This window comes from Pseudarthrobacter sp. MOO14 (assembly GCF_058267675.1).
On record NZ_CM177849.1, the window covers coordinates 2,610,537 to 2,627,308 of the forward strand.

At 66.2% G+C, this 16,772-nt stretch carries 18 protein-coding genes; 11 read left to right on the forward strand and 7 right to left on the reverse strand.

From position 1 onward, the window contains the following. Positions 1–31: 31 nt before the first annotated feature. Positions 32–1,060, reverse strand: coding sequence for a hypothetical protein (locus tag AC4EEV_RS12175; protein ID WP_491329063.1), 1,029 nt, complete (start codon positions 1,058–1,060; stop codon positions 32–34). Positions 1,061–1,239: 179 nt separating this feature from the next. Here AC4EEV_RS12175 and AC4EEV_RS12180 point away from each other — a divergent pair, with 179 nt between their 5' ends. The 4 genes from AC4EEV_RS12180 (at position 1,240) to AC4EEV_RS12195 (ending at position 4,897) form a co-directional block, all read left to right on the forward strand. Then, the gene (locus tag AC4EEV_RS12180; protein WP_491329064.1) at positions 1,240–2,028 is read left to right on the forward strand and encodes an alpha/beta hydrolase; all 789 of its coding nucleotides are present in this window, start codon (positions 1,240–1,242) and stop codon (positions 2,026–2,028) included. A 42-nt stretch (positions 2,029–2,070) separates the two neighbouring features. Continuing rightward, positions 2,071–3,006 (forward strand): carbohydrate kinase family protein, encoded by a 936-nt coding sequence (locus tag AC4EEV_RS12185; protein WP_491329065.1) that lies wholly within the window; start codon positions 2,071–2,073, stop codon positions 3,004–3,006. A gap of 241 nt (positions 3,007–3,247) precedes the next feature. Then, the gene (locus AC4EEV_RS12190; protein ID WP_018762732.1) at positions 3,248–3,475 is read left to right on the forward strand and encodes a DUF2188 domain-containing protein; all 228 of its coding nucleotides are present in this window, start codon (positions 3,248–3,250) and stop codon (positions 3,473–3,475) included. 207 nt (positions 3,476–3,682) lie between these two features. After that, a complete protein-coding gene (locus tag AC4EEV_RS12195) occupies positions 3,683–4,897 on the forward strand; it encodes a sensor histidine kinase (RefSeq protein WP_491329066.1) in 1,215 nt (404 codons plus the stop codon). Positions 4,898–5,037: 140 nt separating this feature from the next. Here the strand turns inward: AC4EEV_RS12195 and AC4EEV_RS12200 are convergent, their stop codons facing one another. Then, entirely contained in the window at positions 5,038–6,207 is a 1,170-nt protein-coding gene (locus AC4EEV_RS12200) for an ABC transporter substrate-binding protein (protein WP_133831348.1), read from the reverse strand. A 246-nt stretch (positions 6,208–6,453) separates the two neighbouring features. On the opposite strand from AC4EEV_RS12200, the gene AC4EEV_RS12205 reads away from it, so the two are divergent. The 4 genes from AC4EEV_RS12205 (at position 6,454) to AC4EEV_RS12220 (ending at position 8,341) form a co-directional block, all read left to right on the forward strand. Continuing rightward, positions 6,454–6,810 carry an ArsR/SmtB family transcription factor gene (locus tag AC4EEV_RS12205; protein WP_285318799.1) on the forward strand — a complete coding sequence of 119 codons (357 nt, stop codon included), beginning with the start codon at positions 6,454–6,456 and terminating at the stop codon, positions 6,808–6,810. Continuing rightward, the gene (locus AC4EEV_RS12210) at positions 6,803–7,246 is read left to right on the forward strand and encodes an SRPBCC family protein (protein WP_491329067.1); all 444 of its coding nucleotides are present in this window, start codon (positions 6,803–6,805) and stop codon (positions 7,244–7,246) included. The genes AC4EEV_RS12205 and AC4EEV_RS12210 overlap by 8 nt, the downstream gene beginning before the upstream one ends. A 17-nt stretch (positions 7,247–7,263) precedes the next feature. After that, positions 7,264–7,872 carry a maleylpyruvate isomerase family mycothiol-dependent enzyme gene (locus AC4EEV_RS12215; protein WP_491329068.1) on the forward strand — a complete coding sequence of 203 codons (609 nt, stop codon included), beginning with the start codon at positions 7,264–7,266 and terminating at the stop codon, positions 7,870–7,872. 322 nt (positions 7,873–8,194) lie between these two features. Continuing rightward, positions 8,195–8,341 (forward strand): lmo0937 family membrane protein, encoded by a 147-nt coding sequence (locus tag AC4EEV_RS12220; protein ID WP_109044233.1) that lies wholly within the window; start codon positions 8,195–8,197, stop codon positions 8,339–8,341. 54 nt (positions 8,342–8,395) lie between these two features. Here AC4EEV_RS12220 and AC4EEV_RS12225 read toward each other — a convergent pair whose 3' ends face one another. Together AC4EEV_RS12225 and AC4EEV_RS12230 are read right to left on the reverse strand one after the other, a co-directional pair. Next, positions 8,396–9,676 carry a Y-family DNA polymerase gene (locus tag AC4EEV_RS12225; protein ID WP_491330882.1) on the reverse strand — a complete coding sequence of 427 codons (1,281 nt, stop codon included), beginning with the start codon at positions 9,674–9,676 and terminating at the stop codon, positions 8,396–8,398. Between the two features lie 26 nt (positions 9,677–9,702). Then, positions 9,703–10,134: a LexA family protein gene (locus AC4EEV_RS12230; RefSeq protein WP_026264842.1), complete on the reverse strand. Its 432-nt coding sequence runs from the start codon at positions 10,132–10,134 to the stop codon at positions 9,703–9,705. Between the two features lie 89 nt (positions 10,135–10,223). Here AC4EEV_RS12230 and AC4EEV_RS12235 point away from each other — a divergent pair, with 89 nt between their 5' ends. The 3 genes from AC4EEV_RS12235 (at position 10,224) to AC4EEV_RS12245 (ending at position 12,256) form a co-directional block, all read left to right on the forward strand. After that, on the forward strand, positions 10,224–11,042 hold the full coding sequence (locus AC4EEV_RS12235; protein ID WP_109044109.1) for an HAD family hydrolase: 819 nt from the start codon (positions 10,224–10,226) through the stop codon (positions 11,040–11,042). 106 nt (positions 11,043–11,148) lie between these two features. Next, complete coding sequence (locus AC4EEV_RS12240) at positions 11,149–11,412, forward strand: hypothetical protein (protein ID WP_285246709.1); 264 nt, start codon at positions 11,149–11,151, stop codon at positions 11,410–11,412. A gap of 28 nt (positions 11,413–11,440) precedes the next feature. After that, positions 11,441–12,256, forward strand: a complete 816-nt coding sequence (locus AC4EEV_RS12245; RefSeq protein ID WP_491329069.1) for a glycerophosphodiester phosphodiesterase family protein — start codon at positions 11,441–11,443, stop codon at positions 12,254–12,256. 12 nt (positions 12,257–12,268) lie between these two features. Here AC4EEV_RS12245 and AC4EEV_RS12250 read toward each other — a convergent pair whose 3' ends face one another. From AC4EEV_RS12250 to AC4EEV_RS12260, 3 genes are all read right to left on the reverse strand, one after another. Continuing rightward, positions 12,269–13,300 carry an EAL domain-containing protein gene (locus AC4EEV_RS12250; protein ID WP_026264838.1) on the reverse strand — a complete coding sequence of 344 codons (1,032 nt, stop codon included), beginning with the start codon at positions 13,298–13,300 and terminating at the stop codon, positions 12,269–12,271. 175 nt (positions 13,301–13,475) lie between these two features. Then, on the reverse strand, positions 13,476–15,026 hold the full coding sequence (locus AC4EEV_RS12255) for a putative bifunctional diguanylate cyclase/phosphodiesterase (protein WP_109044106.1): 1,551 nt from the start codon (positions 15,024–15,026) through the stop codon (positions 13,476–13,478). 19 nt (positions 15,027–15,045) lie between these two features. After that, positions 15,046–16,689 carry a sensor histidine kinase gene (locus tag AC4EEV_RS12260; RefSeq protein ID WP_491329070.1) on the reverse strand — a complete coding sequence of 548 codons (1,644 nt, stop codon included), beginning with the start codon at positions 16,687–16,689 and terminating at the stop codon, positions 15,046–15,048. Positions 16,690–16,772: the final 83 nt, after the last annotated feature.

The following is a 16,772-nucleotide window of genomic DNA, read 5'->3' on the forward strand; positions in this document are numbered from 1 at the left end:
TTCCGCACGTGAGTGCGCGGAGGGGCCTCAACTAATCAGGGGAAGATCCGGGGTCGAAGGACACCGGTGCCGGGGCTGCGAGCAGACGGCCCTCGATGGCGGCGGTACCCGCCGCAGGAACGTAGAGTTGGTGGGCGTTGAGCCATGCGGGGACGGCCGGGCCGTTGCCCCCGGAGGAGCTGCTTCCGCCGGTAGTGGCACCCGGCACGCCCGGCAGGGAATCAGAAGGTTCATGGATTGGTGCGTGGTCCGGGCCGGCTTCGGCAAGTGCCGGGGCGTTTGCCACCGAATTCATTCGGGTGTCACAGGCCTGGCCGGTTCCGGGCAGGGCGTCTCCGAGAATCATCGCGGCTCGACCCGGCGCGGTGCCGGCGGCATCGGCGTTTGCGACCGTGACAGACGCATCCGCTTCGTGGCCTGCCTGCGGAAGGCCGGTCACGGAAGGAGCGGGGGTCGACGCCGGATCAGAGGTGAGAGTGTCGATGGCGTCGGTGACCACGGGGGGAACCGGGCCGGAGTCAGCCGGGTTAACGCCGGGAAGGGGAACGGCGTCGGTGACAGGTTCCACAACAGGCTCAAGGGGCTCAAGAACAGCGCCGGCAATTGGGGCCACGGTTTCCACCGCACGGTCCAGCACGGTATCGACAGTGCCGGCAACCGGGTCCACCACCGTGCCCACCGTTCCGGCAGGCACTACGCGGTTGACGACGGGAACGGCCTGCACCACCTGGTCGGCAAGTCCGGTGACGTCTTTCACCGCCGGGCCCAGGGATGGCGCGGGGATCAACGCCGGAACATTCGCGACAGGCGCATTGTCCGGACCGCCCTTGAGGGTGGCCTCCACCGGTTCCAAGGCACCTTTGGCTTGATGCGCAACGGTGGTGGTGACGGAGCGAAGGGATGATCCGACCGATCCGAGCATGGAATGCCGGGAGTCCGAATCGTCCGCACCGGTATCAGCAGAAGCGCCTCCGGCGGACAACGCTACCCAGGCGGCAGTAGCGGCGAGGGCAAGCAGGAGGGGGCGGAGAAAAGCCCACGGATTATGATGTGACTTCACTCAGAACGCCTCCCCCCAGAGATTGCTCTTACAAGCAGCACCAAGCATAGGCACAGGTCTTAGGCCAAGTCCAGCAAATAGAAAAACTAAGCAAGAGGGAACTTTCGCTTATGCCGGATCGTTTGCAGCTGTCGCCGGCGCGGCTTCCGCCCACGCCCGGTCCCTGTAGTCTCTGGCATATGGTGCAGCGGCTGAAGTACTCCTACGGCGCGGACCCCAGCCAATGGGGCGAGCTCTTCCTGCCAGATCCTCCCGCGGCCGGGCAGCTTCGGGGGGTAGTGGTGGTGATCCATGGCGGCTACTGGCGCTCAACATACGGGGCAGAACTTGGGGAGCCGCTTGCCGTAGATCTTGCCGAACATGGGATGGCCGCCTGGAACCTGGAGTACCGCCGCGCCGGCAACGGCGGCGGCTGGCCTGCCACCTTCCAGGATGTCCTGGCCGGGATCGACAAACTCGCTGAACTGGCAGGGCAGCACTCGCTTGACCTCGGCAAAGTGGTGGCCGTGGGCCATTCTGCCGGCGGACATCTTGCCGTCTGGGCGGCGGGCCGCGGGCACCTGGCCGGGCCGGGTCCGGGCGCGGAGCTCGCAGACCCCGGCGGCGTCCGCCTCGCCGGGGTGGTCAGCCAATCCGGCGTCCTGAACCTGGCCGAGGCCGAACGCCTGAACCTCAGCAACGGTGCGGTGGCCAACCTGCTTGGCGGATCGTCGTCGAAATTTCCCCGACGCTACCGCTGCGCCGACCCCATGGCCGCCCTGCCGCTGGATGTGCCGGTCTACGCGGTGCATGCAGAGGCGGACGACGACGTGCCGCTGGCCATGTCGGCGCTGTACGTGGACGCAAGCGGGGCCGGAGGCGTGCCGGCGCACCTGGTCATGGTGCCCGGTGATCACTTCGACCTGATCAATCCCAAGTCCCCGGCGTATGCGGTATGCCGCGAACTGGCGGCCCGGCTGCTGGGCTGACATGAACTGCTGAGCCGGCCCGCTTTCTGGCAGAGTATGACCATGCTCACAGTTATTGGCGAAGGCCTTGTCGACGTCGTCCAGCGTGCCTCGGGAATCGAGGCGCACGTCGGCGGCAGCCCCCTCAACGTCGCGGTCGGCCTGGCCCGGCTGGACCATCCGGTGCAGTTCATCGGCCGCTACGGCCGGGACGCCTACGGCGATTCTGTGGCCGCGCACCTTCGCGCCAGTTCCGTGATGCTGCCGCTGCCTCCGGATGAGTTGCCTACCAGCGTTGCCACCGCATTGATTGACGACGACGGCGCCGCCACCTACACGTTCGACCTCGCCTGGGAGCTGCCCGGCCTCGTGGACCGGCTCGGCTTCATGCTGCAGGGCACCACGCTTCTGCACACCGGCTCCATTGCCACCATGCTGGCGCCGGGCGCCGCCGAGGTGCTGGCCGCCGTCGAGCATGCCCACCCGTCCGCCACCATTAGCTTCGATCCCAACTGCCGCCCCAGCATCATCACCGATGTGGACTACGCGCGCCGGCAGGCGGAGAAGTTCGTCAGCTTGGCGGACGTGGTCAAGGCCTCGGACGAGGACCTGGAATGGCTCTACCCCGGCCAGGATGTGCTGGACTCCGCGCGCGCCTGGCTGGCGCTTGGCGGGGAGGAGGGCCCTGCCCTGGTGGTGGTCACCCGCGGCGCGGACGGGCCCTGGGGTATCTGCCGCGCCGGCGAAACGTCAGTGCCCGCGCCCAAAGTGGAGGTGGCGGACACCGTGGGCGCCGGCGACTCGTTCATGGCCGCGCTCCTCTCCGGCCTGGTTGACCGGGAGCTGGACGGCGCGCAGAACCGCGAGGAACTGCGCGACCTGCCCACCGAAGGGCTGGCCGAACTCCTGGCGCACGCTGCCCGCGCGGCTGCCGTCACGGTGTCGCGCCCCGGCGCCAACCCGCCCACCCGAACCGAACTGAACGCAGTGGGCGGGTAGCCGCTATCCTTCGTGGTTGTAGTACGGCCACGGCAGGAAGCGGCGCTCCCAGGAGTTCTCTGCCGGCTTGAAAACTAAGCATGCTTTCTATTAGTTTGGTGTCAGCTCCTCCGCCGGCCCCCCAACAGGCGGAGTGGTTGCCACGAAGGCCCCGCTCTACAACAACATGTATTGCGGGGCTCTTCGCTTTCCGCGCTTGCGCAGCAGGCGTCTTGGAACCAAACAGCAGAGGGAGTGTGCAATGGCTCAGGGCGATATCGAGACGTACTACGAAGACGGCCAGTGGAAGAACAAGCGCGAAGGCGCTGACCGCGCGTTTGGTGCCGGCTACGGCATCAAGGAAGAGGCGGTAGCCGCCGGTCGCGACGCCGCGAAAGCAGACAAGGTGGAACACGTCATCAAAAACCAGGATGGCCAGATCGGGGAGAAGTACAGCTACGGCAACGATCCCCGGAACGTCCCGGGCTGATTGGTTCACCTTCCCCGTGACGCCGCGGTGCCGGGGAAGGCAAGGAGGGCCGGTTCATGGATTTGAGCCGGCCCTCCTGTGTTCTCCCCGTGCGGCGACGCCGGTATGGGATGCTGGACCGGTGGACGATCCCGGCATGGAAGGCTTGGCCACCGCGCGCGCGGATGGCTGGTGGTTCGCGCGCGCTGATAACAAGGCGCGCAGGCCATGACGGTGAACGAGATGGTCCGAGACGCGGTCCTTGCCGGAACCGGACTGCCCATTCCAGGCCCGGACGGACATGTCGAAGTTCCGGCTGCGTCGGAACGCTTGCAGAACCTTGTTGAACTGGCCCGCACGGTCTGTGGCCAGCCCGTGACAGCCATCAACATCATCACCGAAGACCTCCAGTACCAGGCAGCCACCGCGGGCATGGAACCGTATCTGTGCACCAGGGAAGACTCGATGTGCGCGGTGGGGTTCCTTAGCGGTGAACCCACCGTCCTCGAGGACGCTTCCTTGGACCCCCGGTACCGCGAAAACCCCTACGTGGACGGCCGGCGCAGCAGTGTCAGGTTCTATGCCTCCATTCCGCTGGTGACCGACGACGGGTTTGTCCTTGGCACCCTTTGTGCCGGCGCCCGGGAAACCGGCCGGCTCAGCGGCGAACAACTCCGCGGCCTTGAAATCCTCGCCGCCCAAATCGTCGACGTCCTGCAATTGGAGCGCCGCGCACGCCGCCTGGCTGATGCGCTGGCCGAAGCCGAGCGGAGCAACACCCTCCTGGCGGAGTTTGCCGGCAGGATCAGCCACGACCTCCGCAACCCGCTGACCTCGATCCTCGGATTCGTGGAACTGGGCGAAATGGACGCAGAAGCAGGCGACGACGCCCGGCTTCCGGAGTACCTGGGCATCGTGGGCCGGACCGGCCGGCGTATGCTGGCGATGGTCGAGGATGTCCTGGCCTTCGCCACCATCGGCGGTGACCTGCAGCCGGCCGCGGTTTCCCTGGCGGATCTCGTGGGGGACGTCGTCGCGGACCTGGCCACCGCCGTGGAGGAGTCGGGAGCGTCCGTGGACTCGGGGGAGCTGCTATTTACCGCGGACCCGGTCCAGACCCGGGTTCTCCTGCAGAATCTCATCCACAACGCCCTGGCCTACAGCCGGCCTGGCGTCCCGCCGGTCATCCACATTACCGGCCACCGTGGCGAGGATGGTGCGGTCCTGCGCGTCATCGACAACGGCAAGGGCATCGCCTCCGGTGACCGCGAACGCGTGCTCGATCCGCTGGTGCGCCTTGACCGCCAGGGTGACCCGCCCGGATCAGGCTTGGGCCTGGCAACCTGTGCCCGGATTGCCGCTGCGGCCGGCGGACGGCTTGACCTCGGTCCCGCCCCCGAGTACGGGACCATCGTCACCATCCACCTGGGACCGGGCAGCTAACCGGCTGCCCTCTGCGGGGAGCCCTCCTTGCACGGGCGTCGCGTCGTCCTGGTTCGGGCGGCCCCGCGCTGTGAACGGCGCTCCGCAGGAGTCGCTGTAGGTGCACAAAACGGCACCTGCGGAGCAATCAAGGGTAGGAGCTATTCCTTGCCGAGCCCGGCTGCCGAGGTCTTCTCGCCGGACACGCTGTTGAGCGCCCTCAGGTCGAAGATGCCGTTGATGTCGGCCTGCTTGGTGGTACCGGCGGTCACGCCGTCGGCCAGCAGTTTCTGGTAGGTTCCGGCAAGCGGGTCCACAGTGAAGACGATGTTCTTCAGGGACCGGTCAATGACATCCGGCTTCAGCTCCGCGCCGGCGGCTTCCTTCAAGGCGGAATTGATCACTGTGGCCTTGTCGGCGGCAGAGGCGTTGTTCAGCCACTCAACCGATTTCACGTGGCCCTTCAGCAGCGCCTTGACGGTGTCCGGGTGGTCCGCCGCGAACTTCTGGTTGACGATCAGGATGGTGGTGGGGAACTCGCCCGGCTTGCCCGAGAGGGAGCCGTCCCACAGGTCTTTTTCGTCCACCAGCACCTTGGCGCCGGCGTTCAGCACCAGGCGGGAGGCCCAGGGCTCGGGCAGCCAGGCGCCGTCGAGCTTTCCGTCCTGGAACAGCTTGAGGGTCTGGGCGTTCTCGGTGGGGTTGATGGCGACGTCGCCACTGCCGTCCACGTTCGTTTTGTAGCCCTGTGATGAGAGCCAGGCCCGAAGGGCGACGTCCTGGGTGCCGCCCAGCTGGGGGGATGCAAGGGTCTTGCCCTTGAGGTCTGCGGCGGAGGTGATCTCCGGCTTGACCACAAGCTGCGCCCCCCCGGCGGCGGCTCCGGCGATGATGCTCACCGATTGGCCTTGGCTCTTGACGAACGAGTTGATGGCCGGGTTGGGGCCGATATAGGTGGCATCGATGGCGCCTGCGTTCAGGGCTTCGATGGCGGCCGGACCGGCATTGAAGACCTGGGTGCTGAGTTTGGTGCTGCCCAGTTCCCCGGCGATAAAGCCTTTGCTGACGCCCACCAGGGCCGGGGCGTGCGTGACGTTGCCGAAATAGCCCAGCTTCAGCTCGGCTGCCGGATTGCCGGCCGGGGCGCTTTCCGGGGTTGCGGCCGGGGCGCCAGTGTTGACGGCTGAGGCGACGGCGGCGCCACCGCCAACCAGGGCCAGGATTGCGGCGGCAATGCCGATTTTCAGGCCCAGGGGGCGCTTGGGTTTGGCTGACTGGCCGGCCACGATGCGTGTGGACTTCTGCGGACCGTTGTCCTGCGGGTTGGTCATGGGGATTCCTTTGCTGGGGCGGATGCTGAGACGAGGTTACGGAGCGCCCACCAGGCCCACAATCGTTCGTGTCGTACTGGTTCACCCGGCGACGCGTACGCGCAACGTGGCGTCGCGAGGCGTCAAAAAACGTCGTGAAGCGTCTTTTTGCGGGTGGCAGCGCCAGCCCGGAAGCCACCTTATTTTGCTTGACGGTTAATTAGCTAATAAGTAAAATATAGGGATGGAGAAATTCTGGAGCCCCGCATGACAGTTGCGGAAGATCAGCGGCTCGACGCGATGTTCAGTGCGCTTTCCGACCCGACGCGCCGGGCCATCGTGGTCCGGCTCGCCGCCGGCGACGCCACCGTCAACGAACTGGCGGAACCGTTCAACTTGAGTCTTCCGGGTATCTCCAAGCATCTGAAGGTTCTCGAGAGATCGGGATTGATCAGTCGAGGCCGGAAAGCCCAGTTCCGCCCCTGCCACCTGGAGTTGCAGGCCCTCGATGTCGCTGCCGGCTGGATCGAGGAGAACCGGCGCCTTTGGTCCGAGCGCTTCGACAAGCTCGACCAACACCTCCGCAACCTGCAGGAACCCCCGAATGGAGACCGCCATGAATGAGAACACCCTCCGCTTCACCCGCATCTTCGAGGCGCCACGGCAACTGGTCTTCAGCTGCATGGTCGAACCCGAGCATTTGACCCACTTCTGGGGTCCGGCCGGCGTCACCACGCCCTTGGACACAATCACCGTGGATGCCCGCGTCGGGGGTGCCTTCACCACCGTCATGGTCAACGACCGCGACGGCAGCACCTACCCGACCAGCGCACGGTACGTTGAGGTGACCCCGCCGGAGCGCCTGTCGTGGATTGAGGACCACTCGGGGATGACCGTGACCATCACCTTCACCGAGCTGGGATCGCGCCGTACCCAAGTCGACATCGAACAAACGAACGTTCCGGAGCCAATGCTCGATCCCGCCGCCCAGGCCGGATTCCTCACCTCGCTGGACCGCTTCGAGACCTACCTGGCACAGCACCCCGGAGCCCACCGATGAGTGCGGACAGCTACTCCATGGCGAACATAGCAGCCGAGCGGCGGGCCTTTACCAAAATCCTGGAAGTGCTGCCGCAACAGGCGTGGGACGCCGCCTCGCTCTGCGCCGGCTGGCGCGTGCGGGAAGTCGTCGCGCACATGGCCATGCCCCTGCGCTTCTCCACCCCACGGTTCATCGGCGAGTTGCTCCGCTCGCGCGGCAACTTCGCCCGCATGGCGGATCGGGTCGCTCGCCACGACGCCCAGGAGCCGGTCAGCACCTTGCTTCACCGCTGGCGCGCGAACGAGGACACGCTGTGGAAACCGCCCGGCGGTGGACTCCCGGGAGCCCTTACCCACGACATCGTCCATGGCCTGGACATCACCATCCCACTCGGCCTCAAACACCCGGTCAGTGATGCAAGCCTCCGCACGGTACTCGACCATGCGACCAGCCCCCTCAGCCGGAAGCATTTCCGGCTTGACCTGGCCGGCGTCCGGCTCGAAGCCACAGACCTGGACTGGGCCTTCGGCGACGGCGAGCCCCTCCGCGGCGCCGCCCACCACCTCCTGATGGTGCTCATGGACCGCCGGCTGCCCAGCGGGGCCCTCGACGGCGGGGCAACTGCCCGGTTCACCACCGCCTGATCCTGCCCGGCCCCGGTGCGTTCCAGGAGAGCTGCGGGGATTTTGCATCCATGCCCGAAATCACGCACAAAGGGGACACGTCTATTTTTTTGATGCCCTGCCATTTCCAGCAGGGGCGTCCTGAAATAGTCTGGGATTTGCCACACAATTTCGGTGTGGCGATTCAGCAGGCCACTGCGACGTTTTATCGGCCGTGCTGATGAGCGGAAGCGGCATGGGGGCCTGGAACGGGAGGTAGGGGTGTATTCCTTGCAGTAGGCCCGGCTAAGGCGCCGTACTGCACATGCAGCAGTTCCAGCCAATAACAATGCAGGAGAAATTCATGTTGCTTTGGATCGCTATTATCATCGCCGTTCTCTGGCTCCTCGGACTGCTCGCCAATATTGGCGGCGGGCTCATCCACATCCTTTTGGTGGTTGCCGTGGTAGTCCTGATCTTCCACTTTGTCCGCGGCAGGTCCCGCGCCTGATGGCCACAAGGGTCCCCGCCGCCGGCCTTGGTGCCGCCGTCGGGGACCCGAAGGTCAGGCGGCCTTGACCAGCGGCAGTTCGTCCCAGTGGGTTGTATACCGGGGTGAACGCATATTGCGCTTCATGGTCCAGTCAAGGCCGGACTTGACGCCTGCGTACCCCAAACCAATGGAACCGCGCCCAAAGCGGCGGCTGACGTCCTCCAGCAGCGGCCCGATGCCGCGTTCCTCGTGCCGGTTCTCGAAAGGCTCCAGCGGTGGCTGGTTGCCGGTGGGCCGAAGATCGGTCAGCATCAGGCCCGCCTTCGCATACTTGAGCCCTTCCCGGATTTTCGGCAGCAGAGCGTGCGCGGCCCTGGTGAGCAGGAGCGGATCCGCGGTGGGCACGGGAAGCCGGACGCACACCGTAGGATGCGCCTGCTCCTGGTTCCGGAACGGCGAGGTGGCTGCGAACGCCGTCAGCACCTTTGCCTGGAGGCCGTGTTTGGACAGCCGTGCGCTCGCCTGCTGGCTGTAAATGCCCAGCACCTCCCGCACACCGGCAGACGTGGTCACCGGGGTGGCGAACGAGCGGGAAAAGATCAACTGGTCGCGGCCAACGCGCTCCTCCTCCATGGGAATGCAGGCAGTGCCGCGCAGTTCGAGGACCGTGCGCATCAGCACCACCGAAAACTTGCCCCTGATCGCCACCGGGTCGGCGTGCATCAGGTCCAGCACGGTAAAGATCCCCATGGCATTCAGGCGCTTGGCCAGGCGCCCGGCGACGCCCCAGATCTCGTCCACGGGCAACCGGCCCATCAAGCCCTCCCGCACCGGCGGCGGCACTGACTCCCAGAGGCACACCCCGCCAAATGCGGGATTGTTCTTGGCCCACTTGTTGCACAGCTTGGCCAGTGTTTTGGTGGGAGCTATCCCTACGCACACCGGAACCCCGACGTGGCGCAGCACGGCCTCCTTGATCCGGCGGCCAAGGACCAACAGCTGGTCCGGTTCGCCCTTGACGCCGAGGAACGCCTCGTCAATGCTGTAGACCTCCAGCCACGCCGAGTAGCGGCCGAGAAGTTCCATGACGCGGGCGCTGATGTCCCCGTACAACTCATAATTGCTGGACTTGGCCACCAGGCCCCATTCTTTGGCCCGCGGCGCGAGCTTGAACCAGGGCTCCCCGGTGGAGATGCCGAGGGCTTTCGCCTCGGGGGACCGGGTAACCGCGCAGCCGTCATTGTTGGACAGGACCACGAGCGGCCGGCCCTCCAGGGAGGGATCGAAGGCGCGCTCAGCCGACGCGTAGAAGCAGTTGACGTCCACATGGGCGATCTGCGGCATCCTCCGCATGGGGGCAGGCTTAGCCACGATGCACTTCACACATGATGAAGGCACCGGGTGGCAACGCCCCAGATGGTCAGTTCGGACAGGGCCGGTACCCGGATGTCCGGATACCGCGGGTTTTCCGCCTGCAGCACCACGCCGTTGCCGGTGATGCGCAGGCGCTTGACCGTCAGTTCTCCGTCCAGGACGGCGATCACCACAGACCCGTCCCGCGGTTCCAGGGCCCGGTTCACAATGAGTTCATCGCCGTCGCTGATGCCCGCGCCTTCCATGGAGTCCCCGGTTACCCGGACCACGAACGTGCTGGTGATGTCCTTGATCAGGTGGGCGTTCAGGTCGATCCGGCCATCGAAGTAGTCCTGTGCGGGCGACGGAAACCCCGCCGCCACTGCCACGGGCGAGATCAGCACCGATAACAAGGAGACGCCCGCATCTATCACGCGGGGACCAATAATAACGCCCACAACACACCTTTATTCGAATATATGTTCGATACTTCAGTGTAGCCCCGCAGGCCGACAACGGGAGCCGGCGGTCAACGTAGACTTGCAGGATGCGGTTGGTTGCGAGCGATATTGACGGGACGATCCTTGGGCACGACGGAAAAATCAGCCCGCGCACCATACGCGCCTTCCACGCCTGCCGGGATGCCGGCGTAGAACTGGTCTTCGTCACCGGGCGCCCTCCGCGCTGGCTGCACCCGCTTGAGGAGCAGCTGGGCCACGCCGGACGGGTGATCTGCTCCAACGGTGCCGTCGTCTGGGACCTGGAAGCGGACCAACTGGTATCCGCCCGTGCGCTGGCCACCGCTGCTGTCCTGGAAATCCGCCGCGTCATCAAGGAACTCCGTCCCGCCGCGCTGTTCGCCGCCGAAACGCTCACCGGGTTCCACCTTGAGCCGGGCTTCATCGAAAACGAATCCAGCGAACTCCTCGCCGAATTCACTCCGGCGCCGCTCCATGAAACGCTCACCGGGGACGATTCCGTGGTCAAATTCCTGGCCATTGTCCGGGAGGGCACCCCGGATGACTTCCTCGCCGAGGTGGCGCCCGCCGTCGAACACCTGGCCGCCGCCACGCACTCCTCGCCCGGCGTCGCCATGCTGGAACTGTCCCTCCCGGGCGTGAACAAGGCCGTCACCCTGGCCGAGTACGCGGCCGCACTGGGCATCGATGCCGCCGACGTGGTCGCCTTCGGCGACATGCCCAACGACATCGAAATGCTCCGCTGGGCCGGTCACGGTTACGCGATGGCCAGCGGCCACCCCGAGGCCATCAGGGCGGCGGGCCGGCAGGCACCGCATTTTGACGACGACGGCGTGGCCCAGGTCCTGGAGGCCAGGCTGGCAGCCTTGGGCGTCCAGTTTTCCTGACTCCCGCCCCGTACTTCCAGCTGGCGCTCACCTGGCGTTTACCTTTCGTCTGTACCGTCAAGGCTGGAGGGTTTGCCCCTCACCGGCCGGCTCACAGGGGGTTCCGATGGCACGAAGCGTCAAACAGCGCGCAGCAGATGCGCCGCTGCGCAAGGCAACGCCTGATCCGCACTGGAAACAGTTGCGCCAAGGCGACAGGGTCCGCGTCCTGCTGTCACCCGGCTTCCAAGCGAGCGGGGTAGTGGACACCATTACCGCAGACCACAGCGCCGTCTGGGTCCACCTGGATGGCGGCCGCGGACGCGTCCTGCTGCACTGCGGCGACGGCGTGGACATCCTGCCCTGTGGCGAGACCGACTGCCGGGACTGACGGTGCGGGCCTCGGGTACGCTCGCAGGGTGACCCTGCCCTTTTTTCAACACCCCGACGACGCCGGGCGGCAGCTTCCCATCGCCATGGCCCACCGGGGCTTCTCGGTGGACGGGCTGGAAAACTCCATGGCCGCGTTCCGCGCCGGCATCGAACTCGGCTTCCGCTATCTCGAAACGGATGTCCACGCCACGGCGGACGGCGTGCTGCTGCTGTTCCACGATGAATTCCTGGACCGGGTGACCGACGGCAGAGGCAGGGTCGGGGATCTTGCCGCCGCAGAGGTGGCGAAGGCGCGGATCGACGGCCGTGAACCCATTCCCACGTTCGACGAGCTGGTCACCGGCCTGCCGGAGGCCAGGCTGAACCTCGACGTCAAGGACTGGGATTCGGTGCGGAGCACTGCCGCCGCGATCGAGCGGCACCAGGTGCACCACCGGGTGCTGGTCACCAGCTTTTCGGACCGGCGGCGGCGGGCGGTGCTGAAGCTGCTCAGCCGGCCGGTGGCCTCCTCCGCCGGCGTGGCCTCGAATGCCCTCTTCACCCTCCTGGGACCTGTCCTTCCGCGGGCGGCCTTCCGCCGGATCATGCGCCGGCCGCTCCGCGATATCCAGGCATTGCAGGTTCCCGTGCGGTACGGACGGGTCCCCGTGGTCACCGCAGGCTTCATCCGCCGCGCCCACGACCTTGGCCTGGTGGTGCATGTCTGGACCATCAACGAGGCCGCTGTAATGCACCGCCTCCTCGAGCTGGGGGTGGACGGCATCGTCACGGACCGTGCGGACCTGCTGCGCGAGGTGCTCAGTGCACGCGGCCAGTGGCCGCCGGCGCAGGAACCCCGGTAGGTTCCGTGCCGGCTACTCGCCGGGGCTGGCCAGGTGGCGTTCCAGGCCGTCCACGTCCAGGCGGGTGTTCCAGTTGGCCCAGTCCTCAGGCCGTACCGAGGGGCGGCCCAGCAGGTAGCCCTGGCCGGCGCTGATGCCGAGTTCCGTCAGGACCTTCAGCTCGCCCACTGTCTCAATGCCTTCGGCCACCAGGGTGATGCCGATCTGGTCCGTGAAGTCCACCAGGCAAGCGGCGAGGGCGCGCTGGACGCCGTCTTTGTCCACGTCACCGATCACGTTGCGGCCCACCTTGAGGAAGTCCGGGCGCAGGTGGATCATGCGGCTCAGGGCGCCGGCTCCGGTGTGGGTGTCGTCCACGGCGATCCGGAGGCCCTTTTCGCGGAGGGGATTGAGTGCGGAGATGAACTGAAGGTATTCCTCTTCCGGAATGTCTTCCGTCAATTCGAGCACCACCCGGTCGATGGGGAGCTCGATGTGCTCGAACAGTTCGGGCAGCCGCGGGTCCATGCAGGACGTGGGGGAGATGTTGAGGGACACGTAGAGGGAACCGGGCAGGTCACGGGCAGCTGCTGCAGCCGAGCCAAGGGCTGAGAACTCGAGGTTCGCGCCCAGGCCCACGGCCTCTGCCTCGGCAAACCAGAGTTCCGCGGTGGCGCCGTCGTCGCTGACGAAGCGCGAGAGCGCCTCCACACCCACCACGGCCTTTCCTTCCAGCCCGTAGATGGGCTGGAAGGCGGTCATCAGCATGTGGTTTTCCAGCAGGGCGCTGATCCGGGAGGCGCTGCGGATGGCGTCCAACTGTTCGGCCAGCTTCGGTGGCAGTACGGGCGGCGCCAGGCGCATCTGCCGTACGGATTCAATGGTTTCCGCCGTGTTGGCGTCGCTCCTCCGGGCCTCCAGGAGATATTCCAGCAGGGCCCGCTCGGGCACGCCGGGATTCTCATCGAGGCTGTCGCTCAGCCGCTGCCGGACAGCGGCCCCCGCGGGATCCGTATCCGAGAGTACTGCGGCGATAATTCCCCATGCTTGTACACGAACCGACATTAGCTACGCCCCCAGTTGACGAAGTAATGACCCATTGGCCCATTAATGTTCAATTTCAAAAACGCCTTTTAGAGTCCGGTGCTGCTGTGAGACCTGAAATTCCGCGGCGACGAAAAAGCCGGACACCGCACGCTGATCGTATAACGGCGGCCACAAAAGCGCAGTAGTTTGCGCACTACTGGTTAGCGCTTTCCGCCCGCTCTTTCAATAAACCTGGAATCTGGTCGGGTGGGACCGGCCGGCCGAAGTAGTAGCCCTGGGCGCTGCGGCAGCCCAGGTTGCGAAGGATTTCCGCCTGCTCCGCCGTTTCCACGCCCTCCCAGACAGCTTCCAGCCCGCAGGCACGCACCAGCTGGAGGACTGCTGCCACCAGGCCCGGCTGGCTGGGATCGCTCTCCAGTCCGGTGATCAGCGACCGGTCAACCTTGACCCGGTCCACCGGCAAACGGCGGAGGTAGCTGATGGATGAGTAGCCGGTGCCAAAATCGTCAATTTCAATGCCCACGCCCAGGCCCCGCAGGCCGCCCAGCGAGTATCGGTCCAGCTCATTGCCCTTGACGATTGCCACTTCCGTCAGTTCCAGGACCACCTGGTCGGGCCGCACGCGGGTTTCTTTCAGGACGTTGCGCACGTCCTCGATGAACTGCAGGCTTTGGAGGTCCGTGGCGGAGATGTTGATCCGCACGGAGAAATCGCTGTCCACCAGCGAGCTGTCGATCCATTCCCGCAGCTGCCACACAGCGGTCCTGAGGACCCACAGGCCCAGCTCGGAGATCAGCCCCGCCTCCTCCGCCAGCGGGATGAACTCGTCCGGCATGATGAAGCCCCGGGTGGGATGGTTCCAGCGGACCAGCGCCTCCACGCCCTCGACGCGTCCGGTGTTGAGCTCAACCACCGGCTGGTAGTAGAGGGTCAGGCCATCCTCCTTGATGGCTGCGCGCAGGTCATCCACCAGCTGGCTGCGGAGGCGCCGCATCAGCAGCAGCGCGGGTTCGAACCGGTGCAGCTTGTTCTGGCCCTCCGCCTTGGAGGCGTACATGGCGACGTCGGCCTCCATCAGCATGTCCTCAGGGCTCTGGCCTTCGCTGCCCAGGCTGAGCCCGATGCTGGCACCGCAGCGCACGCTGCGGCCGGGGAGCTCGATGGGTTCGCTGAGCGCCGCCAGGATGCGGTGCGCCACGATGGCGGCCTGGTCCGGTGATGCCGTGGGCATCACGATGGCGAATTCGTCCCCGCCCAGGCGGGCTACGACGTCGGAAACGCGCACCGCGCCCCGCAGCCGTTCGCCCACGGTCACCAGCACCTGGTCGCCGGCGGTATGTCCGAGGCTGTCGTTGATCGACTTGAACGAGTCCAGGTCCATCAGCAGGATTGCCGGGCACTCGCCGGCCGGTTCCAGGGTCCTTCCGTCCACGGCCAGCAGCGCGGTCCGAAGGGCTTCGATGAGGGCGGACCGGTTTGCCAGGCCGGTCAGGGGGTCCTGCATCGCCATTTTCTGCATTTCCAGGTGGGCTTCGTGCAGCAGTTGGGTCCGGACCTGGACCCGCTGTTCGAGTTCCTGGTAGATGATCTCCAAGTCCTCGGCGAGCAGGTTGGTGCCCATGATGATGGCGTCCAGCTCGTCCCGGGCGGGGGAGACCTCAATCCGGGAGGTGAGGTCGCCGGAAGCGAGCCGGACAATGCCTTCCAGCAGCTGGGAAAGCCGGGGGTCGTCGTCGGCAAACATTGCCAGTCCTCCTTCCCGCTTAGTTGACCTGGGCGTGGTCGGTGCCTAGGGGAAGGCTGACCGTCACCGTGGTCCCGGCGCCCAGGGTGGAGGCCACATCGATGCTGCCGCCGTGGCGGTCCACGATGTCCTTGGAGATGGCCAGGCCCAGGCCGGTGCCCGGGATGGCCCCGTTCATGGCGTTGGAGGCCCGGTAGAAGCGGGTGAACACATGGTTGATCTCGTCGCTGGAAATGCCGATTCCGGTGTCGGCGATCCGGACAGTGGCCCATTTGGATCCGTCGGCACCGGCGTAGGACTCACTGCCCACCTCGATGCGTCCGCCGCTGGGGGTGAACTTGATGGCGTTGGACACCAGGTTGGTAAAGACCTGCTGGAGCTGTACCTCGTCGGCAAGGATCTCCGGATCCTCTGGAACGGGATCGACGTCGATGGTGACGTTCTGCAGCGTGGCCAGCGGCCGCAGTGCGGCGGCCACCAGGTCAAGGGTCTGCCCCAGGCGTACGGGCGCCAAGTGCATCACGGTGTCATCCAGTCCGCCACGCGAGACGCTGAGCATATCCTCGATGAGCGTCCGCAGCCGTTCGGTGTTGCGGACCACGATGTCCAGCATCTGGTGGACTTCCTTGGATACCGGGTGTTCAGTGCTCTCCTGGATCATGTCCAGGTAGGCCATGATCGAGGTCAGCGGCGTCCTCAGCTCGTGGTTCACGGTGGCCAGGAAGTCCGTCTTTGCCTTGTCGAGTTCCCGCAGCTGTTTGACCACCTGCTGCTGGCTGTTGATCAGGTGGCTCTGGATCAGTCCGTACGCGGCGTTGCCCGCCACGTGCTGGATCAGCCCGAGCTCGGCGCTGGACCAGGTCCTGGGCCGCTCCATCATGGCGATCCAGATGATGCCCAGGGACGAGTTTCCTTCGCCGATGGGAACTGCCAGGGTGGAGGCGGCCCCGGCTACAGCGGGTGCGGGCCTCGCGGGGGCATCCGCATCGGCCTCGCTGCCGTCGGCAGACAGCGTTTCCGTGCCCGCCCAGAGCGCATCCGCCGTGGCACGGGCTTCGTCCTCGCCAGGCAGGGCTTCGGGGCGCAGCTCCACGAGCCCGCGCCGGCGCCAGGTGGCCGTGATCACCGGGACCCTGTGGTCCTCGAAGGTGGAAAGGACAACGTAATCGGCCTTGAAGGTCCGGCCGAATCCGGCCACGACGTGGTCGGCAATTTCCTGGGGATTGTTGGTGGCGCGCACCGCCGCGGACACTTCACGCAGCTGTTCGCGGAGCCCCTCCGCCTCCTCCCGTGACGCGCGGCGGCGGGATACCTGCTCGATAAGGACCGACGCGCGGTGGACCAGTTCCTGCGGTGCGGGCGGCTTGGTGATGCAGTCGTGGATGCCGGGCGGGTTCGCTGCCCCAATGTCCGCCGGATCGTTCAGGTCCACCATCACCAGGACCGGGGCGGTCGTCCGGACCGCTGACAGCGGCGCGTCCGCGACGATGATGGAAGGCTCGCCGGCAGCCAGCAGCCGGGCCAGGGACGCGGCGTCGGCGGCTTCCAGGACGGTGTAGCCGGCCTCCCGCAGGGCGTGTGCGTTAAGGGCCAGGCGCCCGGCATCGGGATCGGCCACGACGGCGGTGCGGGGCAGGCGCACATCACTCGGGACAGCCGTCACAGTGCTCCCTTCCCTCCCAGTTGAGTACATTGTAGGGGGATGCAGGGTGCCGGGGGCCACTACGGCCGTCCTGCGCCCCAACC